Annotated in this window: 16 protein-coding genes, 1 tRNA gene and 1 pseudogene; 12 read left to right on the top strand and 6 right to left on the bottom strand. The window is 60.5% G+C overall.

Annotated elements, in window-relative coordinates:
* Positions 1–99 precede the first annotated feature (99 nt).
* Positions 100–1,974 (bottom strand): glycoside hydrolase family 15 protein, encoded by a 1,875-nt coding sequence (locus tag OHL18_RS07540; RefSeq protein ID WP_263374199.1) that lies wholly within the window; start codon positions 1,972–1,974, stop codon positions 100–102.
* Between the two features lie 240 nt (positions 1,975–2,214).
* Here OHL18_RS07540 and OHL18_RS07545 point away from each other — a divergent pair, with 240 nt between their 5' ends.
* Positions 2,215–4,269 carry an alpha-1,4-glucan--maltose-1-phosphate maltosyltransferase gene (locus OHL18_RS07545; protein WP_263374200.1) on the top strand — a complete coding sequence of 685 codons (2,055 nt, stop codon included), beginning with the start codon at positions 2,215–2,217 and terminating at the stop codon, positions 4,267–4,269.
* A 6-nt stretch (positions 4,270–4,275) separates the two neighbouring features.
* Here OHL18_RS07545 and OHL18_RS07550 read toward each other — a convergent pair whose 3' ends face one another.
* Positions 4,276–4,593 carry a BrnA antitoxin family protein gene (locus OHL18_RS07550; RefSeq protein ID WP_263374201.1) on the bottom strand — a complete coding sequence of 106 codons (318 nt, stop codon included), beginning with the start codon at positions 4,591–4,593 and terminating at the stop codon, positions 4,276–4,278.
* A pseudogene (locus OHL18_RS07555) lies at positions 4,568–4,831 on the bottom strand (BrnT family toxin); the annotation flags it as partial. The gene OHL18_RS07550 and the pseudogene OHL18_RS07555, both read right to left, overlap by 26 nt.
* Before the next feature lie 139 nt (positions 4,832–4,970).
* Here OHL18_RS07555 and treS point away from each other — a divergent pair.
* From treS to OHL18_RS07570, 3 genes are all read left to right on the top strand, one after another.
* Positions 4,971–8,372, top strand: a complete 3,402-nt coding sequence (treS, locus tag OHL18_RS07560) for a maltose alpha-D-glucosyltransferase (RefSeq protein ID WP_263374202.1) — start codon at positions 4,971–4,973, stop codon at positions 8,370–8,372.
* A gap of 101 nt (positions 8,373–8,473) precedes the next feature.
* Positions 8,474–9,688: a hypothetical protein gene (locus OHL18_RS07565; RefSeq protein WP_263374203.1), complete on the top strand. Its 1,215-nt coding sequence runs from the start codon at positions 8,474–8,476 to the stop codon at positions 9,686–9,688.
* An 82-nt stretch (positions 9,689–9,770) separates the two neighbouring features.
* Positions 9,771–10,601: a hypothetical protein gene (locus OHL18_RS07570; protein ID WP_263374204.1), complete on the top strand. Its 831-nt coding sequence runs from the start codon at positions 9,771–9,773 to the stop codon at positions 10,599–10,601.
* A gap of 23 nt (positions 10,602–10,624) precedes the next feature.
* Here OHL18_RS07570 and OHL18_RS07575 read toward each other — a convergent pair whose 3' ends face one another.
* The gene (locus OHL18_RS07575) at positions 10,625–11,167 is read right to left on the bottom strand and encodes a GNAT family N-acetyltransferase (protein WP_263374205.1); all 543 of its coding nucleotides are present in this window, start codon (positions 11,165–11,167) and stop codon (positions 10,625–10,627) included.
* A 134-nt stretch (positions 11,168–11,301) separates the two neighbouring features.
* On the opposite strand from OHL18_RS07575, the gene OHL18_RS07580 reads away from it, so the two are divergent.
* The 5 genes from OHL18_RS07580 (at position 11,302) to OHL18_RS07600 (ending at position 17,467) form a co-directional block, all read left to right on the top strand.
* Positions 11,302–13,014, top strand: coding sequence for a S53 family peptidase (locus OHL18_RS07580; protein ID WP_263374206.1), 1,713 nt, complete (start codon positions 11,302–11,304; stop codon positions 13,012–13,014).
* Between the two features lie 86 nt (positions 13,015–13,100).
* Complete coding sequence (locus tag OHL18_RS07585) at positions 13,101–15,449, top strand: xanthine dehydrogenase family protein molybdopterin-binding subunit (protein ID WP_263374207.1); 2,349 nt, start codon at positions 13,101–13,103, stop codon at positions 15,447–15,449.
* Positions 15,450–15,675: 226 nt separating this feature from the next.
* Positions 15,676–16,140, top strand: a complete 465-nt coding sequence (locus OHL18_RS07590; RefSeq protein WP_263374208.1) for a (2Fe-2S)-binding protein — start codon at positions 15,676–15,678, stop codon at positions 16,138–16,140.
* A gap of 12 nt (positions 16,141–16,152) precedes the next feature.
* On the top strand, positions 16,153–16,350 hold the full coding sequence (locus OHL18_RS07595) for a hypothetical protein (protein ID WP_263374209.1): 198 nt from the start codon (positions 16,153–16,155) through the stop codon (positions 16,348–16,350).
* Positions 16,351–16,597: 247 nt separating this feature from the next.
* Positions 16,598–17,467, top strand: coding sequence for an FAD binding domain-containing protein (locus OHL18_RS07600; protein ID WP_263374210.1), 870 nt, complete (start codon positions 16,598–16,600; stop codon positions 17,465–17,467).
* Positions 17,468–17,537: 70 nt separating this feature from the next.
* On the opposite strand, the gene OHL18_RS07605 is transcribed toward OHL18_RS07600, so the two are convergent.
* Positions 17,538–18,101 carry a nucleotidyltransferase family protein gene (locus OHL18_RS07605; protein ID WP_263374211.1) on the bottom strand — a complete coding sequence of 188 codons (564 nt, stop codon included), beginning with the start codon at positions 18,099–18,101 and terminating at the stop codon, positions 17,538–17,540.
* A complete protein-coding gene (locus OHL18_RS07610; RefSeq protein ID WP_263374212.1) occupies positions 18,098–19,249 on the bottom strand; it encodes an XdhC family protein in 1,152 nt (383 codons plus the stop codon). The genes OHL18_RS07605 and OHL18_RS07610 overlap by 4 nt, the downstream gene beginning before the upstream one ends.
* A gap of 200 nt (positions 19,250–19,449) precedes the next feature.
* Here OHL18_RS07610 and OHL18_RS07615 point away from each other — a divergent pair.
* From OHL18_RS07615 to OHL18_RS07625, 3 genes are all read left to right on the top strand, one after another.
* A tRNA-Pro gene (locus OHL18_RS07615) sits at positions 19,450–19,526 on the top strand.
* A 308-nt stretch (positions 19,527–19,834) separates the two neighbouring features.
* Positions 19,835–20,755, top strand: a complete 921-nt coding sequence (locus OHL18_RS07620; protein WP_263374213.1) for a tetratricopeptide repeat protein — start codon at positions 19,835–19,837, stop codon at positions 20,753–20,755.
* Between the two features lie 148 nt (positions 20,756–20,903).
* The gene (locus OHL18_RS07625; protein ID WP_263374214.1) at positions 20,904–23,036 is read left to right on the top strand and encodes a family 43 glycosylhydrolase; all 2,133 of its coding nucleotides are present in this window, start codon (positions 20,904–20,906) and stop codon (positions 23,034–23,036) included.
* Positions 23,037–23,316 lie beyond the last annotated feature (280 nt).

The raw sequence follows: 23,316 nt of genomic DNA on the forward strand, positions 1-23,316 counted from the left end.
AGACGTTTAGACCGACGGCAGACGCACATCTGGCCCAGAGTTAATGTAAGAAGCTCAAACGCCGTTGGAGGTTGCATTCGCTTCGCAATGCCGGGAGGACTAGGATCGTTCGCCGGGGCTATTGGTCATCGCCGGGCTCCACTGCCCGGAGAGGGTAAACGCTGCGTGAATCTGTGCGATATGCGACAAAGCCTGGGGGAAGTTGCCGACCATTCTTTTTGCACGTGGATCGTACTCCTCTGAGAGCAGCCCGACATCGTTATTCAGTTTGAGCAGGCGTTCGAAGAGCTTTCTCGCCTCGTCTTTGCGACCGATGAGATAGAGGCTTGTGACCATCCAGTAGCTGCATGCGAGGAATGACCCCTCGCTGCCTGGAAGTCCATCCACCGACTTCTCCGTTTTGTATCGGAGGATGAACCCATCTTCCGTCAGCTCTCTTCCGATCGCATCGACGGTGCCGATGATTCTTGGATCGTCGGACGGTAGAAAGCCGACCATACCGATGCGCAGGCAGGAGGCATCTAGTTGCGTGGAACCGTAGGACTGAACGAAGCTGTTGAGCTTCTTGTTGAAGCCCTTTTTGATGACTTCGGCGTGAATCTCCGCGCGAACCTTCTTCCATCGCGGCAGGTCGGCGGCGTGGCCGTAACGGTCGACGGTCTCGATCGCGCGATCGACTGCGACCCAGGCCATTACCTTCGAGTGCACAAAGTGGCGGCGCGGCCCGCGGACCTCCCATATGCCTTCATCGGGCTGCTGCCAGACGTCGCATAGGTGATTGACGAGAGCAGCCTGTAGAGCACTCGAAGAGACACGAAGATCGTCATCGGCCTGCGGCGTGCGGGCAAGCGCGGCGGCGACTTCGCCGAATACATCGAGCTGAAACTGGCCGACCGCGCCGTTGCCGATGTTGACTGGCTTGGAGTTCTCATAACCCGGCAGCCAATCGGCCTGCCACTCCTTCAACTCGCGTTCGCCGCATATGCCGTAGATGGTCTGCACCTGTGCGGGATCGCCGGCGACGGCGCGCAGCAGCCATTTGCGCCACTCGATAGCCTCGTCACGGTAGCCGGCAAGCATCAGGACCAGAAGGGTGAAGGAGGTATCGCGCAGCCAGCAGTAACGATAGTCCCAGTTGCGAACACCGCCAAGGCTCTCGGGCAGCGACGTTGTCACTGCGGCGACGATGCCGCCGGAGGGACGGTAGGTCATCGCCTTCAGCGTCATCAGCGACCTCTTCACGGCGAGGGGATGATCGCCCTTGTAGGTGCACTGTGCCATCCAATTCTTCCAGTAGCGCAGTGTGCTGGCGAGGTTCTTCTCTACATTGAGCGGCCTCGGAACATTACCCAGGGAAGAACTATAGGTCAACGTAAAGGAGACGGTCTCGCCTTCCTTGACCGTGAATTCGCCCACGGTTGAAAGGTCCCTTCCCCTCAGGTGAATCTCGCCGTTACCTTCATGGCGGCCGCGGACCACGACCATGTCCGGGCCGGCGACTGCGCGCAGCTCGTGATCTTTGCGGGTCACCCAAGGCACGGTGCGGCCGTAGTCGAACCGAAGCGCGAGCGTCGTCTCCATCTTCACCTTGCCGCGCAGGCCACGCACGATCCGGATGACGTTGGAGTCTTCGCCTCGCGCGGGCATGAAGTCGATCAGCTTGACGGCCCCGGAACGGGTTTCGAAGGTGGTCTCGAGCACCATCGTCGGCCCGGCGTAGGTCCGATGAGTCGAGAGGATCGTGGCTGAGGGCGCAATCTTCCAGTAGCCGTGGTCGGCTGTGCCTAACAAAGCGGCGAAACATGCGGCCGATGAGAAGGTAGGTAGGCATAGCCAGTCGATGGATCCCGCCTTCGAGACCAGGGCCGCCGTCTCGCAGTCGCCGATGATGGCGTAGTCTTCAATGCGGGATCCGTGCAGCGGCAGTTTGCCTTCGGAATGGGAGCTTTTAGGGATGCGTCGTGCTTTCGGCAAGATTTCCTCGTTCAGAATCGTTCGGCGGGCGGTAATCGGGCGGCCTGTTCAGTCAGCAACCGGTTGGCGCGAATATGGCATCTCTAAAACGAGATACCGGTTCTTCCGTAGTTTGATGCAAACGGAGTGGCAGTCTCGAATACGGGATTTGAAGTCACGAAAAAGTAAGCTGCCCCGAAGTGAATGGAGCGAAGAGGCTCATAACCCAGTTGCACGCCCCCAGGCACTAAGGCATATCTGATGAAACCAGTAGAAGGCCGCAAGCGAGTTGTGATCGAGGCAGTGAAGCCGAACGTCGAGTGTGGGCGGTATCCGGTGCGGCGCTTCCTTGGCGATCGCGTGAGGGTGTCGGTCGCGATGTTTGGCGATGGCCACGACCATGTCGGCGGACAGTTGCTCTATCGGGTGAAGGGCGAGCGCAGATGGCGCACCGTTCCGCTCGAGGCCGAAGGGAACGACATCTGGTCGGCGAGCTTCGTCGTCGATCAGATTGGAGCGTGGCAGTATGCCGTGCAGGGATGGATCGATCACTTCGATACATGGAAGACCGACCTGCGCAAGCGGCTCGAAGCGCAGCCTGATCCGGCGAACCCCGTCTCTACGGACTCAGAGCAGGACATTCCTCTCGCCCTACGCTCAGGCGCGATCATTCTGGAGCGTGCCGCCAAGTTTGCGAAGGGGAAGGATTCCATTGCGATCCGCGAGGTGCAGTTGTCGCTGGAGTGGATGGCGGAACAGAAAGCGGCGGTCTACGAGTACCCCATTACGCCCGGCATCTGCGAGTTGGCGGCGAAGTACTTCGATCCGGAGCTGGCGACGCGAAGCGCCGATTTCGATCTATGGGTGGATCGGGAGCGGGCAAGATTCTCGAGCTGGTATGAGCTCTTTCCTCGTTCCGCGGCTGTGCTTGAAGAGGGCGAAAAACAGCGGCACGGCACCTTTGCCGATGTTCGTGAACGTCTTCCAGCGATTGCGGCGATGGGATTTGATGTGTTGTATCTGCCGCCTATCAGTCCCATCGGTGTGGCCTATCGCAAAGGTAAAAACAACAGCGTTACCGCGGAGGAGGGCGATGAGGGCAGTCCGTGGGCGATCGGTTCGAGCGACGGAGGCCACAAGGCGATCCACAAGAAGCTCGGAACGATGGAGGACTTCGAGGGGTTGGTCGCTGCGGCACGCGACCGTGGGATGGAGATCGCTCTGGACATCGCCTTCCAATGCTCGCCGGATCATCCCTGGGTGAAGGAACATCCTGACTGGTTCATCATCAGGCCTGACGGCACGATTCAGTATGCGGAGAACCCGCCCAAGAAGTATCAGGACATCTATCCGCTGAACTTCGAATCAGACGACTGGCGCAATCTCTGGGAAAACCTGCATGAAGTGTTCGAGCACTGGATACGGCATGGCGTGAAGATCTTCCGCGTCGACAACCCGCATACCAAGGCGTTGCCGTTCTGGGAGTGGGTGATCGCGGAGGTGCACACGAAGCATCCCGAGGTGATCTTCCTGGCCGAGGCGTTTACGCGCCCGCACGTGATGTACTCGCTGGCCAAGGCAGGATTCACGCAGTCGTATACGTATTTCACCTGGCGGAACACGAAGGCCGACCTGCAGCAATACTTTGAAGAGGTGACGAGGCCGCCGGTCAGCGACTTCTTCACTCCAAATCTGTGGCCGAATACGCCGGACATTCTTCACGCCTCTCTACAGGAGGGTGGACGTCCTGCTTTTATGCAGCGGCTGATCCTTGCGGCGACGCTGGGCGCGAGCTATGGCATCTATGGGCCTGCCTTCGAGTTGGGCGAAAATACTCCCGCAAAGAAGGTCAGCGAAGAGTATCTGAACAGCGAGAAGTACGAGATCAGGCAATGGGATCTCGATGTCCCCTATTCAATTGCGCCGCTGATTACGCGGGTCAATGAGATACGGCGTGAAAACGTGGCTCTACAGAGCGATCTTTCGCTCGAGTTCCACCCGGTCGATAACCCGATGGTGATGTGCTATCACAAGCGTGGAGGGGACAACATCATCCTGGTTGCGATCAATCTTGATCCGAAGAATGAGCAGGCCGGCTGGATCGATCTCAACTTGAAGTCTCTGGGCATTGCGCACGACGAGACCTTCGATGTGGAAGACCTGCTGACGGGGGTGCACTACAAGTGGCACGACCGAAGCAACTACGTGGCGCTAAGGCCGGATGTTATGCCTGCGCATGTCTTTCGGGTGACTCACGCGAAATCTGTCACGGGCGAGGTTACAAAAGCAGAACCAGCAGTTGATGTGTCCGAGTAGATTGCCTTACTTCGCTGAAGCTGATTTCGCTGCCTCCAGCATCTCGCGCCGGAGGATGGCGTTGATACGCGACTGATAGCCTTTGCCTTGGGCTTTGAGCCAATCCAGGACGTCCGCGTCGACGCGTGCTGTGATCTGGCGCTTTACGGGGCGGTAGAAGTGGCCGCGTTCAGCGGTGCGCCACTGCTCTTCGGTCATCTCGGGGGCATCCGTGGTGTCGATCTCGGTGTCAGGACGCGCTGCGAGTGCCTTGAGGTTCTGGCGCTGGGCCTCGGTGAGCGGCGGCATCGAGTTCAGTTCAAATCGAACGATCTTCGTCTTCATAGCGTCTCCTCTCTTTCGAGTTTGCAGCCCGTGCCAAGATGATACGGATTACCTCAATGAAGCCGTCGTCCTCTTCCTCCCGGATCGTATGGACGACCATAAGCAGAATCAGGCCAGCGACGATTCTGAAGGTCTGCCAGCGTTCCTCTCCGTCCACGATTCGCTCTTTGACCGAGAAGCAAAGCGGGTCGAGAAATGACTGTATGGCTTCCTCGAAGCTGAGGCCATGCTTCCGTTGATTCGCGGCGTTTTGGCTTCATCTTACTCAAATCGAACGCCAGTTACGAGTTCTCTTGTAATTACAAATTTGCAAGTATTCAACGATCGCGTTTGCGGTTGTTCCGCTAAGCGCATCTTATGGACTTTGGAGTGTGTACGTGAAGAAAGCCGGAAGCGCTACTGATCCACTTTGGTACAAAGATGCCGTTATCTACGAGATCCACGTCCGTGCGTTTCAGGACTCGAACGCGGACGGCATCGGAGACTTTCCGGGGCTGATGTCGCGGCTCGATTATCTGCAGGACCTTGGCGTGACGTGCCTTTGGCTACTGCCGTTCTTTCCTTCCCCGCTGCGTGATGACGGCTACGACATTGCGAACTATGTCGATGTGAATCCTTCCTACGGAACGATCGACGACTTCAAGCAGTTCCTCGACGCGGCGCACCTGCGCGGCATGCAGGTGATGATCGAGCTGGTCATCAACCATACTTCGGACCAGCATCCATGGTTTCAGGCGGCACGTCATGCGCCGCCGGGATCGCCTGAGCGCGAGATGTACGTGTGGTCTGAGACGGACAAGAAGTATGACGGCGTCCGCATCATCTTCACGGATACGGAGAAGTCCAACTGGACTTGGGACGATACGGCGAAGGCGTTCTACTGGCACCGCTTCTTCTCCCACCAGCCTGACTTGAACTTCGACAATCCGCGCGTCATGGACGAGGTGCTGAAGGCGATGCGGTTCTGGCTCGACATGGGTGTGGACGCGCTGCGGCTGGATGCGATTCCGTACCTCGTCGAGCGCGACGGGACGAACTGCGAGAACGTGCCGGAGACCCACGTCAAGATCAAGCAGATTCGCGCTGCTCTGGATGAGGAGTACAGCAACCGGCTGATTCTGGCCGAGGCGAACATGTGGCCGGCAGATGTGCGGCCCTACTTCGGCGATGGCGACGAGTGCCACATGGCCTTTCACTTTCCGCTGATGCCGCGCATCTACATGGCGCTGCGGCAGGAAGACCGCTTGCCCATTACGGACATCATGGCGCAGACGCCAGAGATTCCGGAGTCGTGCCAGTGGGGCTTGTTCCTTCGCAATCACGATGAACTGACGCTGGAGATGGTGACCGACGACGAGCGCGACTATATGTATCTCGCGTATTCGGCCGACCCGCGCATGCGTATCAATGTGGGCATCCGCCGCAGGCTCGCGCCGCTGGTCGATAACAATCGCCGCCGGATTGAGCTGTTGAACTCGCTCCTTCTTAGCTTCCCGGGAACACCGATTATGTACTACGGCGACGAGATCGGGATGGGCGACAACATCTATCTTGGCGACCGCAACGGCGTGCGCACGCCGATGCAGTGGAACTCCGATCGCAATGCGGGCTTCTCGAAGGCGGTGCCGGCGAAGCTATACTTCCCAGTCATCATGGACCCGATCTGGGGCTACCAGGCGATCAACGTTGAGGCGCAGCAGAGCGACCCTTCGTCGCTGCTGTACTGGACGAAGAACATGATCGCGCTGCGCAAGCTTTTCCGCGTCTTCGGGCGGGGCAAGCTGGAGTTTCTCGATCCCGAGAACCGCAAGATCCTCGCCTATGTACGCAGTCTCGAAGCGGATGGATTCGGCCCTTCGGAGACGGTGCTTTGCGTTGCGAATCTCTCGCGGTTCGCTCAGCCGGTGTCGCTCGACCTGCGGAAGTTCGAGGGAATGATGCCAGTCGAGATGCTGGGCTATGTCTCGTTCCCGCAGATCGGCAATACGCCTTACGCCATCACGCTGGCACCGTATTCCTTCTTCTGGCTGGAGCTGCAACCGGCTCCCGAGTTTGTTGAGACGCCGGTGGTGAAGAGCGACGAAGCGTCGCTTGCGAACTTGAATCTGATCGGCAAGAGTGAAGGCATCAATGCGATCCTCACCGGACCTGGACTGACGTTATTGCAGGAGCTTCTACCCAACCACCTGATTCGGCAGCGATGGTTTGGGGCGAAGTCCCGGACGCTTGAGCGTGTGCGCGTGGTGGACTCGGTTCCGCTGCCTCGTGCATCGGGTGCTCCTGCGGCCTCCACCTGCGCGATTGTCTTTCTCGAGATCACTTACGGGGACGGAGTGGTCGATACGTACCAACTTCCGCTCTGCATCAGCAGCGGCGCGGAGGTCGAGCGCATCCGGGAGAGTTCGGCATCGGCGATCATTGCGACGCTCGATACCTCGACCGGGCCGGCGATTTTGCACGACGGCGCGGCCGACGAAGGCTTCCGCCAGCGGTTGTTGACCCTGATCGAGCGGAGTGGCGATCTGCCGTCGGCGATGGGAAGAGTCAAGGGACGGAAGAGCGCGGCCTTCGACGCGGCGCGTGGCGAGGGGCCGTTGCCTGCTCGGACGGGATCGGCGGAGCAGTCGAACACGTCGATTCTGTATGACGGGAAGCTGATCATGAAGTTGTTTCGGCGTCTCCAGCCGGGCGAGAACCCGGATACGGAGATTGGCCGCTTCCTGACCGAGGTAGCGCACTTCACTCCCATCGCGCCGTTTCTTGGGGACATCACGAGTACCGGCGGACCTGATGAGGAGCCGACTACGCTGGCCATGCTGCAAGGGCTGGTGCAGAATGAGGGCGATGGTTGGCAATGGACGCTCGATGAGCTGTCGCGGTACTTCGATAGCTGCGCGACCTGTCCCACACCGCAGGACGTTGGGAGCTTTCCCGCGTTCGACCGCGACTCCGAGATGCCTGCGGCTGCGGACGAACACGCGGGCCTTTACCTGAAGAACGCAGCGCATCTGGGACGACGCACTGCGGAGATGCACCTCGCGCTGGCGACTCCGACCGATGACCCGGCTTTTCGAGCCGAGCCGTTCACTGCGGAGGGCCTGACGCGGGATGCGGCGAGGATCGAGACGCAGATCACCAGCAGCCTCGAGGCGCTGCGCCGCGGCATGGTTGGGTTTCCTTCGACGGCGAGCGAGTCCAGCGACAGCGAGAGCCTGTCCGATCTGGCCGCGCTGATCCTGAGCCAGCGCCGGGAGCTGCTGGCGCGGGCGCGGCGGCTTACAACCGTCGCACCTAATCTTGCTGGGAAGAGAATCCGCATCCATGGTGACTATCACTTGGGGCAGACGCTCCGGTCCAAGGCGGACTTCGTCATCCTGGACTTCGAAGGCGAGCCAGCGCGGTCGCTTGAGGAGCGGCGGATGAAGCAGTCTCCTCTGAAGGACGTCGCCGGAATGCTGCGGTCGTTCAGCTATGCCGCATACGCTGGACTGAGTGCGTTTACGCAGCGGAGACCGCTGGCCCAAGGGCAAGATGCGCGTCCGCTGGAGCAGTGGACGAAGCTGTGGGTGAACGCTGTCTCGACGGAGTTTCTGAACGCTTACAAGGAGACGATCGCGGGCGGCCCGGGCCTGATCGAAGATTTGGCCCAGGCGCAGGCGATGTTGAGTGCTTATTTGCTGGAGAAGGCGCTCTACGAGTTGCTCTATGAGTTGAACAACCGTCCCGCGTGGGTGCGGATTCCTCTGCTGGGCATTCTGGCGCTGCCGCAGTCGAGCTAGGGGAACAGAGCCGGCGGCCAACTGCGCTGTGCCGGATGACATCCATATTAGGATTAGCCAAAGTCCGTTGAGCAACACACGGCCGATTGCGGGAACGTTGAATGGCAGCCATATCGTCCGAAGTCAATACGAGCAGCACGGCAACGGCAGCGCCTACCAGTAAGTTGTTGGTAGTCCTGACTCCGCTGCCTCCCGAGGCTCTCGAAGCGACGCTGGGACGACTCAGTCTCGCGTTCATTGGCAACAACATTACCGTCTCAACGCCCGACCTGGGCACGGATGCGGCGAAGAGCCTGGGACAGGACTTCGCGAACCTCGACATTGTGAGCGACGCCCTGGCGGCGTCGCCGTCAGGCAGCTGGTTGTTGACCGCAGGGGACTTCGTGAACCTTTACAAGTCGCTTCAGGACCACAACGCCGTTGCCTGCCTGCTGCTGGGACCGGAGGCACAGACGCTCCGCGTCGAGGCGATGCGGGCGTTGGCCAGCGCTATCTCGAATGGTGGCGATCTTGCCGTGCCGCGTTACGCGACGGGCCCTCGTGAAGGCCTGGTCAACTCAGCGCTGCTTTATCCGGTCAGTCGCGCGATCTTTGGCGGACAGCCGCGGTTTCCGCTGGCGCTCGACCTGGGGCTTTCACGGCGGATGGTGGAGAAGCTGGCGACGGTTGCGCAACGCTTCACCGCCGCGAGCCAGGGCGATGCATTGATCTGGCCGGTTGCGGAAGCATGTTCCTCCGGATATAGCGTCATCGAAGTGGAAGCAGGAGCGCGCAGCCTGCCGCAGCCCGCCGGGGGCGACCTGAATGCGGTGCTCGCGCAGGTAGGAGCGTCGTTATTCGCCATGATCGAGACCAACGCCGCATTCTGGCAGAGGTCGAGAGTAGGTGGGGGACGCCAGGTGACGAAGTCTCCCATTGGTTCGGACGATATGCCTGATGTCGAGCCGATGATCGAGTCCTTCCGTGTGGCCTACAAGAATCTGCAGGAGATCTGGTCGCTGGTGCTGCCGCCGAATTCGCTGCTGGCGCTGAAGCGGCTCTCGCAGGCCCCCGCCGAGGCGTTCAAGATGGGAGATTCGCTGTGGGCAAGGATTGTGTACGACTTCATCCTTGCGTACCGGCTGCGTACGATCAACCGCGGACACCTGCTCGGCGCGCTGACGCCGCTCTATCTCGCTTGGGTGGCATCTCATTTCCTGCTGGCACGGACGGGCGTCGACCCGGAGGTGCATATCGAAGAGATGGCGCGCACCTTCGAGTCCGACAAGGCGTATCTTGTGTCGCGTTGGCGCTGGCCGGACAGATTCAATCCGTAGAGAAGTTGTACGTTCTGCGTTGTACGTTTTACGTAAAACCTACAACGCACAACGTGCAACCGTTTCACCAAGGAGTTCGCAAATGGCAACCATCTCGCTCTTGCTGCAGCAGACCTACCAGGAGCCCGCGTCTGATCCGACGGCGGGATACGTACCTTCGAGCGGGCAGTCGATCTGGGAGCATATGGGCGTGGCCCTGCACGACTCCATGTATCGCATGCTGTCATTCTTCAGCCGCCTGCTGCCTTCGCTGCTGGCGCTGATCCTGGCGATTGCGATTCTTACAGCGATCGGCGCTTTGCTGGCGTTTGTGCTGAAGCGAATCCTGGTCGCGCTGAAGTTCGATGAGCGGCTGGCGAAGAACCGGTCAGCGGATATCACTTCGTCGATCCAGGACTGGGCCCCGTCGCACAGCCCTACGGTGCTGGTAGCGCGGACTGTGTTCTGGCTGTGCGTGGTGCTTGGGTTTGTGGTGGGCATCTCGGCCTTCGATGCTTCCTATTCGAGCGCGTCGCAGATGTCTGCTTTCCTGTTGCCCTATCTGACACACTCGGTGGGGGCGATCATCCTTCTGCTCGTAGGCAATATTCTGGCGCGGTTCCTGGCGCGGTCGGTGCTGATCGGCGCGGTGAATGCGAAGCTGGGATACGCCCGGTTCCTCTCGCTTGGTGTGAAGTGGATGGTGCTAGTACTGACGGCGGCGATGGTGCTCGACCACCTCGGGGTGGGAGGCAACATTGTGGAACTGGCCTTTGGAATTCTCTTCGGCGGGATCGTGCTGACGCTCTCGCTCGCGGTTGGGCTGGGCTCGAAGGAGATCGTGACGCGGTCGCTGGAGCGGAGCGGGGACAAGCTTCCGCCCCGTCCGATGGAGATGCCGGTCAAGCCGTCGGAGCAACTGCGGCACTTCTAAGGACAGGGTGTAGGGGATAGGGTTTAGGGTGTAGGACGACCGCGGCCAAGAAGGATTGTGGGTTTGCCGCGGAAGTCGGTGCGGGCTTCTTCGGTGTAGCCGAGTTTCGCGGCGAGATTCAGGGATGCGGCGTTGCCGGGGTCGATAATGCAGACGCTTCGTGGGCTGCCAAAGTGTGCTTCTCCCCAGGCGAGGAAGGCGCTGGCTGCTTCAAAGCCGTAGCCCTTGCCGTGGGCAGCGGAGGCGAAGACCCAGCCAGCCTCCGGGATGCCGACGATGGAAGGTTCGATCCCGCGGTGGAACTCGGCGATTCCGGCTTCGCCGAGGAATGTGCCCGTGGCCTTTTCCTCGACGATCCAGTAGCCGTAGCCTTTCAGAACCCAGTGGCCGACGTGGCGAATCATGCGCATCCAGATCTCTTCTTCCGTAAGCTGCCGGCCCACGGTGAAGCGAGTGACGGCTTCCTCCGACCACATGGCAACGCAGTTTGCGAGGTCGTCTTCGCGATGGCCGCGAAGTCTCAGACGTTCGGTTTCGATGATCGGGGTGCAGGATTGCTTGAGCAAAACGGTGTCTCCAGAGTCTAAAAAATAATTTACGAAACTCGTCACTCGAGTGATGCGCTTCGGGGCTAACATTCACAGTTGTTTGGAAGCACCTAAATATTCTGACCTATGAAGATCGTGTGAGGAAGAAACCGATGGCAAAGTCGCCGCGTTTAGCTGAGCATCCCCGCAGCGTTCTACCCGGGAGCGAAAAGTCTCCCGTCGTCTCCATCTCGACCGATGGGGCTCCCGCAGCCAAACCGGCATCCGCCGCCGCGAAGATCACCGTCTCGGTAATCGTGAAGCGCAAGACCGCGCTGAAGACCAAGCGGCTGGGCAAGGACCGCGTAACCCGGGCCGAGTTCAACAAGCTGCATTCCGCTGACCCCGATGCGATCAAGCTGGTGAAGCAGTTTGCGAAGGAGTTCAACCTGAAGGTGGAGGCTGACCCGAAGCAGGTGTTGCGCCGCACGGTCCACCTGACGGGCACAACCGCTGATATGCAGAAGGCCTTCGGCGTGCAACTGATGCAGACGGTCATCAACGGCCAGAAGTATCGCGTGCGTGAGGGCTCGATCACGCTGCCGGCCGGGCTGATCGGCTCTGTGACGGCCGTGCTCGGCCTGGATAACCGTCCGCAAGCGGTGCCGCATTTTCGTGTTCGCAAAGCCATTGGCGCAGCCACCCCTGGGGACGGCGGCATCGAGCCTCATGCCGGATCCGCAGGCGTCTCCTACACTCCAGTCCAGGTCGCGCAGGCGTACGGCTTCCCCAGCGGTGCCAGCGGCACCGGCCAGACCATCGGCATCATCGAGCTCGGCGGAGGCTACCGGACAACCGATCTTACCGCCTACTTCAAGAGCATTGGGCAGACAGCTCCAAGTGTCACCGCGGTCTCGGTCGACGGCGGCAAGAACGCGCCCTCCAAGGCAAACTCCGCCGACGGCGAAGTAATGCTGGACATTGAAGTGGCGGCGGCGGTCGCGCCGGGGGCGAAGATCGTCGTCTACTTCACCCCGAACACGGACCAGGGTTTTATCGACGCGATTACGACGGCGGTGCATGACACGACCAACAAGCCGAGCGTGATCTCCATCAGCTGGGGCGGGCCGGAGTCGAGCTGGACTCCGCAATCCATGGCGGCGCTCGATGCGGCCTGCCAGACGGCGGCGGCTCTGGGCGTGACGATCACGGTGGCTTCGGGCGATAACGGATCGACCGACGGCGTAAGCGACGGGGCCAACCACGTCGACTTCCCGGCATCGAGCCCGCATGTGCTGGCCTGCGGCGGAACGATGCTCGAAGCGACCGGATCGACGATCACCTCAGAAGTCGTGTGGAACGAGCAGGCTTCGGGTGAGGGTGCGACCGGTGGCGGCGTGAGTAACGTCTTTCCGCTGCCAAGCTGGCAGTCGAGCGCGAAGGTCCCCGCACCTACGGTCGCCGCCGGCGGGCGCGGCGTTCCGGATGTCTCGGGCAACGCCGACCCCAACACCGGCTACATCATCCGGGTGGACGGGCAGACGTCGGTCATCGGCGGTACCAGCGCGGTCGCGCCGTTGTGGGCAGGGTTGATCGCTGTCGCCAACCAGATGAGCGGAACGACGGCGGGGTTCATCAATCCGGCGATCTACGCGGCGAAGGCGGCGTCGAGCTTCAACGACATCACCTTGGGCAATAACGGCGGCTTTACAGCCGGGCCGGGATGGGATGCCTGCACTGGCTTGGGATCGCCGAACGCTCCGGCGTTGATCAAGCTGCTCGGCGGGGTGATTGCTCCGCCAGCACCTCCCACCAAGCCTCCCAAGAAACCCAAGCCACCCAAAAAGCCAAAGGCCCCGAAGAAGCCAAAGGCCGCAAAGAAGTAGCGTGATCCGATCTGGGCGGGTTCGGTTTTGAGGGGTGGTTGCTTTGGCGAAATGCAAGTTTCGGTCTATGCTAACCAACAACCCTGATGAACCCAGCACTCAGCCAGATCGTCGGTACTTCCCCTATCCGTAAAGAGGGCCGCGCCAAGGTGGTTGGCGCGGCCCGCTATGTTGACGACATCACGATGCCGGGCATGTGGTACGGGGCGACCGTCCGCAGCACGATTGCGCGTGGACGGATTCTCTCGATTAGCTTTCCGCCAGGCATCCCATGGGATGAGTTCGTTATCGTCACGGCGGCGGACATTCCAGGCGAAAACTGCATCGTGCATCTGGCGAAAGATCACCTCTGTCTTGCCGATACCTTTGTCAATCATCCCGATGAGCCGATCCTTCTGTTAGCGCATTTCGATAAGGCTGTGCTTCCGGCTGCGGTCGCTGCGGTAAAGGTCATTTACGAAGAGCTGCCGGGAGTCTTCACCATCGACGAGAGCGAGGCGCCGGGAGCTCCGGTTATCTGGAGTGCCGAGAACCATCCTCCGAACACCTTCAAGACTTATCTGATGAACGCGGGCGATGCGGGCGACCCGGCGGTGATGGAAGAGATCTTCCGCACGGCGGACTTTGTGGTCGAAGGCGAGTATCGGACCGGAGCGCAGGAGCAGCTTTACATCGAGAACAACGGCGTCATCGGGGAGTACTCAGAGACCGATGGCGTTACCGTGACTGGGTCGATGCAGTGCCCGTTTTACGTCGTCCACGCGCTGGAGTTGGTCTTCAATCTGCCGGCGGAGAAGTGCCGCGTGATCCAGACCGAGACGGGCGGAGCGTTTGGCGGCAAGGAGGACTTTCCTTCGGTTATCGGATCGCATGCGGCGCTGCTGGCGATGAAGTGCGGACATCCGGTGAAGATCTGCTACGACCGTGGCGAGGACATGGCCGGGACGACGAAGAGGCATCCGAGCCGGACGCGGCATCGGACGGCGGTCTCGAAGGACGGCAAGCTGCTGGCGGGGGAGATCGACTTTGCGCTCGATGGCGGAGCGTACATGACGCTGTCGCCGGTGGTGCTTTCGCGCGGGACAATCCACGCTTCCGGGCCGTATCACTGGCCGCACCTGACTGTCCGGGCGAAGGCGATGGCGACGAACTTGCCGCCGCATGGAGCGTTTCGCGGCTTTGGAGCGCCGCAGAGCCTATTTGCGATCGAGCGGCATATGGACCAGATCGCGAAGGTCGTCGGCCTGACGCCGGAGGAGATTCGCCGCAGGAACTTCCTGGAGACGGGCGGACACACGGCGACGGGCCAGCATCTCGCCGACAAGGTCGACATGCAGGGGCTGCTGACGCGGGCTCTTGCGGAGTCCAGCTATCACGAGAAGCGGGAGCGCTTCGACCGCGAGAATCCTACGTCGACGATCAAGCGCGGAATTGGGTTTGCGGCGTTCATGCACGGCGCTGGATTTACGGGATCGGGCGAGCGGCGGCTGAACTCGCTGGTGGAGATTGAACTCACGCCGGAGGGGCAGCCGAGGATTCTGGTGTCGTCGACCGAGTTTGGGCAGGGGACGAATACGATCCTGTGCCAGGTCTGCGCGCAGACGCTGGGAATTCCGTATGAGGATGTTCTGATCGCGCAGCCGGACACGCATCATGTGCCGAACTCGGGGCCGACCGTGGCGAGCCGCACAGCGATGATCGTGGGCAAGCTGGTGGAGCGGGCTTCGCAGTCCCTTTTTGCGTCCCTCAACCCGTATCTGATTACGTCGCAACCCTTGTCATCCTTCGCCGCAGGCGGAGGATCTGCTTTTCGACAGGCCGCCATCGCCTATCTCGCCGAGCATGGATCGTTGAAGGCGAGTGCGAGGTATGAGTCGCCCGGCGACATCTTCTGGGATGACGACAAGTATCGCGGCGAGGCGTATCCGACTTACGCCTGGGCGGTTTATGTCGCTGAAGTGGCCGTCGATATGACGACCTACTTCCCTAGCGTGACCCAGTTCCATGCGCTGCAAGAGGTGGGCAAGGTGCTGCATCCGATCCTCGCGGCGGGGCAGATTGAGGGCGGCGTGGCGCAGGGCATCGGATATGCGATCTACGAGAAGTGCGTCTGGCAGAAGGGCCACATGGCGAATAACCAGATGACTAACTACATCATGGCGACGAGTGCGGACATTCCGCCGATCTATGTCCACTTCGAGGAGACGCCGACGATCCATGGAGCGTTTGGGGCTAAGGGGATTGGGGAGCTGCCGATGGATGGGCCGGCTCCGGCGATCCTGAATGCGATTGAGCATGCGACGGGAGTTTCGTTTACCGAGATTCCGTTGCTGCCGGAAGATATCTTTGAGCGGATGACGCGGACGCCTGCGGGTGGGACGGAAGAGCTTGAGCCTGCGATCGCGGGGCCTTACTTCAGCGAGGTGGGGGCGTGAGCGACCTTTATTTTTGGATTGCGATGGATGTCAACTTTCTTGCAGGCAGCATCTGGGCCTTTTGGGGCCCATCCAAACGCCACATCGATAGACTGCAAGCTAGTCGCCCAGAGTGGACGTATCCCTTTTGCCGTCAGTTCTTCTACGTGATGCGAACCCTGTTCGCGGCCCTAGCCATCGTCCTGACTTTCTATCTGGCTCTCCACGCGCGAGAGGTCGCGCAGTAATGACCATTACCCTAACCATCAACGGCGAATCGAAGACCATCACAGCACCGCCGATGAAGCGTCTCCTCGACGTTCTCCGCGAGGATCTGCAACTGACCGGCACCAAGGAAGGATGCGGCGAGGGGGAGTGCGGATCGTGCTCGGTGTTGATGAGCGGCGAGTTGGTGAATAGCTGCCTGGTGCCTGTGTTGCAGGCGGCTGGCGCGAGTGTCTGCACGATTGAAGGCGTGGCGGTTGAAGGACGGTTGAATGCTGTGCAGCAGTGCTTCCTCGAGGAGGGTGGAGCGCAGTGCGGCATCTGCACTCCGGGGATGATCCTGGCGACGCACCATTTGCTGGATAAGTACCCGCAGCCTGCGATGGCGCAGATTCAGGAGGGCCTGGCGGGAAATTTGTGCCGATGCACTGGTTACAAACGCATCTTCAACGCGGTAGAATCCTGCGCAAAGAAGTCTCATGCGTAGGAGGCATCTACGATGCATATCAACTATCTCCGCGACATTCCCCTGGCTGTTGGTGCGCTGATCCTGCTGGTAGGCTTTTATCGAAACGGGTTTGAGATCAAGGCGTGTTCTGATCCCGAGAGCCCGCAGTGGCTCTGTCGCCTGGTCTTCTTCTTTACCGGAACGGTGCTGGTTTGTTTTGGGGTGCTGGGGAATTACGCTCCTCACTAGGTGCTGAAAAGAACGTGGCATGAGCGTCTTACGTCTCATCCATGCTCTACCACCCCAGCGAACAAAGAACGTTCGCCGGGGACCCGGACGCCACATGGATGGGGCATCCGGGGTTTCATGTGGTTCTGAGAAGCAGGTCCTTCGACTGCCCCTTCGACAAGCTCAGGGTCCGCTCAGGATGACAGAGTTTCGGAAGTGCGCTGACCGAGAGTGGGCGAGGGGGAGCGCGGGGTGGTACAAGGTATTCATGCGATCGAATGTATTGCAGTATGACCTGATTGCGCCGGGCTCGCTTGCCGCGGTATTGAGCGCGATGGCAGGTTCGCCGGGAGAGTTCACGCCGATTGCGGGTGGCACGGAGTTGATGGTCGCCCTGGGTGCTGGGAGGTTGGGCGCAAAAAAGCTGGTCTCGCTGTGGGGTATACCGGAGCTTCGGTTCATTGAGGTCTCGGATGATACTGTGACGATTGGCGCGGGGACCACGTTTAGCGACCTGCGCAGGCATCCGGTGATTGCCGGTGATTTCACGCTTCTGGCGCAGGCGGCGAGTTGGACGGGTTCCATTGCGAACCAGAATCGCGGGACACTGGGCGGCAACTGCGTGAACGCCTCGCCTGCCGCGGATTCGCCACCGGCGCTGCTGGTGTATGAGGCGGAGTTGAGGCTGGTCTCGGCGAGTGGCGAGCGGATACTGCCTTATGGAGAGTTCCATCTTGGATACAAGAAGACGGCGCTGCGGCCCGATGAGCTGCTGCACAGCATCCAGATGAAACGTAACTTTGGCGGTTACGTTTCATATGCGCGCAAGGTGGGGACGCGGAACGCGCAGGCGATCTCGAAGGTGGCGATTGCGGCGCTGGCGCGGGTGACGGGTGGCGTGATCGAAGAGGTTCGGTTGGGAGCGGCGAGTCTTCGGGAGACTCCCGCGCGGCTGGCGGTGACAGAGGCTGCATTGACCGGCCGGAGCGTAGCTAAAGGCGATCTAGCGGAGACGATTGCGGCGGCGCGGACGGCATTGGCCGGAGAGTGCAAGCCGATCGATGACATTCGCAGCACGGCGAAGTATCGAGCGGCTGTGGCGGGGAACCTGGTCGAGGAGTTTCTGCGGGGGGTGTAGCGGTCGTGTACATCGCGATGCAGCCGCGATGAATGGGGCACAGGTTCTCGCTTAGCAAAGCTTGATGGGGTTATCGCTTTGCAGTGGAGTAGATCGTCTGTGCGCGTGCCAGGTCTTCTTCCGTGTCGATATCGAGGTCGCCGTTGGCAAGTTCCATTGCAGATACGTTCGAGATAAGTTGGCGGGCACCGATATCGCCGCGAAGCTCCAGCAGTTGCTCGAAAGTAGCCGCGGGAAAGTAGGCAGGAACACCTTTGCGTCCGGCATAGGACGAGGCCACGATGGCGGTTCTGTCTCCCACGATGGAACTCAGATGTTCTGGAGTCACTGCAGGCTGATCGCAGGCCAGGATGACCGCACCCTCAGCTCCGTCCCCGCCTGCTGCGAGGACGCCGGTTCTTATCGACGCCGCCATACCTTCGGGAGCGTTCGGATTGAACAGCATCGTAGCGAAGGGCAGCGAAGACAGTTCCTGGCCGGGTGCGACTACAACGTAAACGGGATCGAGGCCGGCGAGCTTCGCGACGCGAACGGTGCGCTCGAGCAGGGTCTCCCCGCCGAGCAGGATGTTTTGCTTGGGCTGGCCGAGTCGTCGCGATGCCCCCGCGGCCAGAACGATGGCAGCGACCTTCATGAGAGCGATGCCGTATCGAGAAGGGCCTGGGAAGCGGTGCCGTCGAAGGCGCACTGCGCCTGGAGGTAGCGTGAGGCTCCGCCCTGTTGGATCTGGGCGGCGACATCCCCTGCCGAGAGCCGTCGCGAGTCCCCAAGTCGACCCATGCAACGGGCGTGAGCCTCTGCGAGAACAGCGAGCGCGATAGCCTCCGGACCGTCGCCGCCGAGGTCGAGACCGACCGGAGCAAAGATTCGCTCGCAGCAGGTGGCGAGCGGCAGGCCACACAGGAGAGCGGCCTCGCTAACGAGGAGACTGCTGCGATGGCGTGCTCCAAGCACGCCGAAGTAGCGTGGAGCGATCGGCAGCAGGGCGGCCAACCACTCGCGATCCTGCTCGTAGCTGTGGGTCATCAGGACGACGGCGTCGTTTGAGGTGACGTGCAGCGACTCGAGGTTGCTGGGCGAGGCCGCGAAGACACGGACGGCGGCGGGAAATCTCTCCGGGCGCGCAAGCTGGGCACGGCCGTCGACGACGATCACCGTCCATCCCAGGAGCGCCCCCATGTTGACGAGAGGTTTGGTATCGTCGCCCGCGCCAAAGACGATCAGCCGCTGCGGGGGAGTAAGCCGTTCGCGGAAGATGCCCAGGATCTCGGGCTGCCCGGCGTCAAGAGAGCGGGCGATTTCGTCCGGCGAAAAGCCGTCGCTTGCGAACAAAGTCTCTCCGCAGCCGGAGATGACGGCGCGTGCAAACTGCGCCTGGTCGGAGGGAAGGCGGGTGAGGATGGTGAAGGAGTCGCCTTGCAAGGTAGCTGCCAAGGTCCGGACCAGGGAGTCGAACTCGGGAGTGCCGGCGGGCTCGAAGAGCAGGTCGACGGTGCCGCCGCAGCCGAGGCCGTAGGGAACTTCTGCGGTGTCGTCAAAGAGTGTGGAGTAGCGCTCGACTACTGGACCGCGACGGAGTTTCCAGAGGGCCTTGGTGACGACTTCGGCCTCGAGGCAACCGCCGCTGAGGGTGCCTGCGTAGGCTCCCGGAGTATTGGCTGAGAGCAGTAATCTTGCGCCGGGCTGACGGTAGGAAGAGCCCTCGACGCGAACGAGAGTGACCATGGGACCGGTCTCTCCCTGAGCTGCAAGGTCCACGATTTGTCGTCGTTCCATCATCATTGGATGTCATGGCCTGCGCACAGGTGGCGCGGTGCTTCCAGTGATCTTATCCTGACAGATAGGATGCGGCTGCAGGTGGCGCGTGCCGGGACGAAATCTCTGGTAAACTAAGGTGTCGGTTGGCGAGGCCAGCAGGTAGATTCCGAGTCTTCCTGAGCAGTGCGGCGGCGCACCTTTCACCGGCAAATTCCATCCATAGTCGGGGCGTAGCGCAGCCTGGTAGCGCACCTGCTTCGGGAGCAGGGGGTCGGAGGTTCGAATCCTCTCGCCCCGACCATTCAAAGAATCAACAAGTTACGCAAGTTGCGTCACTGCCTGGAATACGAAGGCAGGGGTCGACGTGTGCAAGCCCCGGCTTTGGCGCAGGTCATTTTTGGGCCTCTAGTTCAAACCAAGAATGAATGGCGCTGCCGTGATCAAAGGCCCGGATACCTACTTCACTTTGAAGCGTCTGCCCAAATCCGATTGAGCCTTGAGTGGGCACATGAAGTGACGCGTGGGAAGATGATGAGAATGACGGCCTGTACCTCACAATTTTCGCGACCTCCGGCACTGCTATTCGGATCGAGGTGCCTCTGGTTGGTCATGGCGACAGCTCTCCTGTTTAGTCGATCCATGGAAGGACAAGCCCGGACTGAACAACCCTCGTGGAAGCCAATCGACACTCCGGCTCCAATCGAAACTGCCCGGCGCCAGATCGGTGCGGGGGAGTTTCGCGACGCGGAGGCCGGCCTTCAAACTTATCTATCGACTCATGAAAGTTCGGCTGATGCCCACGCGCTCCTGGGTTATGCGGAGATGCGGCTGAATCAGCCGAAGGCGTCCTTACAGGAGTTCACTCGGGCAGCGCAGCTAAGAACACCTACAGCCCAGGAACTTCGCAGCGTTGGAGAGGACTACGCGCTGCTCGATGATTTCATCGACGCTGATCACTGGATGAGCCGGAGTCTTTCGCTCGATCCAAAGGATCCTGATACCTGGTACAGCCTCGGGAGGATCCGGTATTCGCTGCAGCGCTTTCAGGATGCGGTTCAGTGCTTCGAGAAGACGCTGGAACTGGTGCCGCAGAGTGTTAAAGCGGCGAATAATCTCGGGCTGGCCTATGAGGGGCTCAACCGGATCGACGATGCGGTGCGTGAGTATCGCCGGGCGATCGCGTGGCAGGCAGACTCCGCTCATCCTAGCGAGCAGCCGCTTCTGAACCTAGCGATCATCCTCATCCACCAGGACAAGGGTGGGGAGGCTCTTCCACTTTTGACACAGGCGGTCGCGATCGCTCCCGCAGATCCTCATATCCACGACCAGCTCGGTCATCTCTATTTGAATCGTGGTGCGCTGCCGGAGGCGCAAGCGCAGTTCGAAGAGGCCGTCTCGCTCGCTCCCCAGAACGGTGCCTATCACTTCCTTCTCGGGCAGGTATATCGGCGGAGAGGGATGTCCGCTGAGGCAAAAAAGCAATTCGACCTGGCGGCAGCGTCGGACGGGAATCACTCGTCACCGGAGTGAGCTTGCCGCGACAATATCGATTTAGCACTTCGACCGAGATTTGCGCGAAGTTTTTCGGCGCGAAAAGAATTGACAGCCGCGTGTGAAGTTGCGTAGAAACGTAGCGCCTTAGAGTAAACGTTTCCGCAACTTTCAAGGAGAAATTTCTATGCGCCTGTCTGCTCTTCGCATTGGCCTGATTTCCGCAATTTGTTTAGCTTTTATAGGGTGCGGAGGAGGCTCGAACTCGGCTTCGACGTCAACCCCGACAGTTGCCGTGACGCCGGGGACGGTGTCGTTGCCGGCGGGTGGGACGCAAACGTTTACCTCGACGGTTACTGGCAGTTCAAATCCCGTGATTACATGGTCGATCAGTCCCACGGTGGGGAGCATCTCGCTGAGCGGGCTGTACACAGCGCCCGCATCCGTCGCCACGCCACAGAGCGTGACCGTGACGGCGACGAGCGTGGCGAACCCGAGCGTGGTGGGAACGGCGACGGTCTTGCTGACGGTGCCCGCTCATCCGTCGATCACGATCAGCCCTGCGACTGTGACCCTGACCGACGCCCAAACGCAGGCGTTCACGGCCACGGTTCTGAGCGCGACCAATACCGCGGTGACGTGGTCGATCAGCCCGGAGTTGGGAAGCATCTCGACAGCCGGGCTGTACACGGCGCCATCCTCGGTCACGACGGCACAGACAGTGACAGTGACGGCAACGAGCGTGGCGGATACGACGGTCTCCGCATCAGCGACTGTATCGCTGGCTCTGCCAACCCCGGACCTGGGAACGTTGAGCTCGATCGATGACATCTACCAGTTCACCATGAAGAACGCGAGCAGCGGCTTGACGCTGGGGATCGCGGGGCAGAGCCAGGCGGCGGGTGCGGCGCTAGTGGACGAGAGTTCGACTGGTCCCGACACCCTGTGGCACGCCATGCCGATGGGGACGAACCAGCTTCAGTTCAACGTCGAGAGCATGCTGACCCACCAGGTGATGGGCATACAGTTTGCTTCCACGGCGTCGGGCGCTGCGGCACTGCAGTATGCAGACAACGGAACGAACGACCATCTTTGGCAGTATTTCAAGCTGAAGGACGGGAACTACCTGATCCAGAACGTGAACAGCAATCTTTACCTCCAGGAAGACACGACGGTCTCGCCGACGATCGTCGACCAGGGACCCCGCGCGGCCACAGGCACAGGCTGCGCTTGCCAGGAGTGGACTCTGACCAAGACCACGACGGCGGCTTACCCAGCGCCCAGGGCGGTCAATGGGACAGGCATCTATGTCCACGATCCCTACATGCTGAAGGACACAAACGGCACCTACTGGTTGTATGGAACTCACCAGACGATCGCTTACTCAACTGACTTGACGACCTTCACCTACACCACGTTGACCACGCCGAAGGGTGCCTGCACCGCGGCGGAAGGTACAGACTGGATCACCGATGCGAACCACTGCCCGATCATCGGGCCCGACTTCAGTTCGTGGGCAGGACTGCAGACACCGCCGGCAGGCATCGGCAATTTGGATATGGACGTGTGGGCGCCGAGCTTGATGTACAACAACGGAACCTACTATCTCTACTACTGCCTCCCCTATGAGCCTTCAACGGGCGCTGAGGCGATCATTGGAGTGGCGACGAGCACGACCCCCTACGGGCCCTGGACCGACAAGGGATTCGTGGTTTCGTCATGGACGAACGCGACCACGGCTCCTCCAAGCAACAGCTTGTGGAGCTTCAATGCCTCGACGACCTGGAACGCAATCGATCCGGCTCCGTTTGTAGATGCGAGTGGGAACTGGTGGATGTCGTTCGGGTCGTTCGAGGATGGTATCCACATCATCCAGCTCGATCCCTCGACGGGCCTCCCGCTGAGTTCGAATCCGACGCCTTACCCGATCATCGCTTCGCGAATTGGTGGTGAGGAAGGCTCCTTCATCTATCCGTGGGTGGTGAATGGGACGCAGTATTACTTCTACTTTGGCCCCATCAACGTATGCTGCAGCGCCACAAGCGCTTACCGGACAATCGTAGGGCGGTCGACCAGTCCGAATGGACCGTTTGTGGATCGGGGCGGACTAGATTTGAGGAACTCAGGCGGCACGATCATCCTGAGCACGCACGGGAATATCGTCGGCCCTGGAGGTGGGAGCGTGTTTACCGATACGGTCAACGGCACGCCGACTCCAACATTGGTATACCACTACTACGACGGCAACAATAATGGGACACCGACCCTTGGCATCAACCGGCTCAGCTTTACGTCGGACGGATGGCCCGTGGTGCAGTAAGGCAGCAAGCGGCGCAGCCCTGCTCCTCCCGACGAGAGGATCAGGGCTGCGTACGTACCCTGGCGAACAGGCTCGAGCCGGAGAGCTGCAGCCGATGGGCAGCCTTGTCACTTCATCCAAAGCGAAATCGATTAACTAGGGGTTGTGATTTGAGCAGGACGGATTGAGTGGGGTCAAAACCGGGGAAACGTTTCCCGCCGAAGTCTGCTCTCCGATAGGGGTGGACAGGAGCCTCAACCTTTCGGTGGAGATTTTCCTTGACAGTGCTTGTACAAGTGAC

This window comes from Granulicella aggregans (assembly GCF_025685565.1).
Lineage (GTDB): Bacteria > Acidobacteriota > Terriglobia > Terriglobales > Acidobacteriaceae > Edaphobacter > Edaphobacter aggregans_B.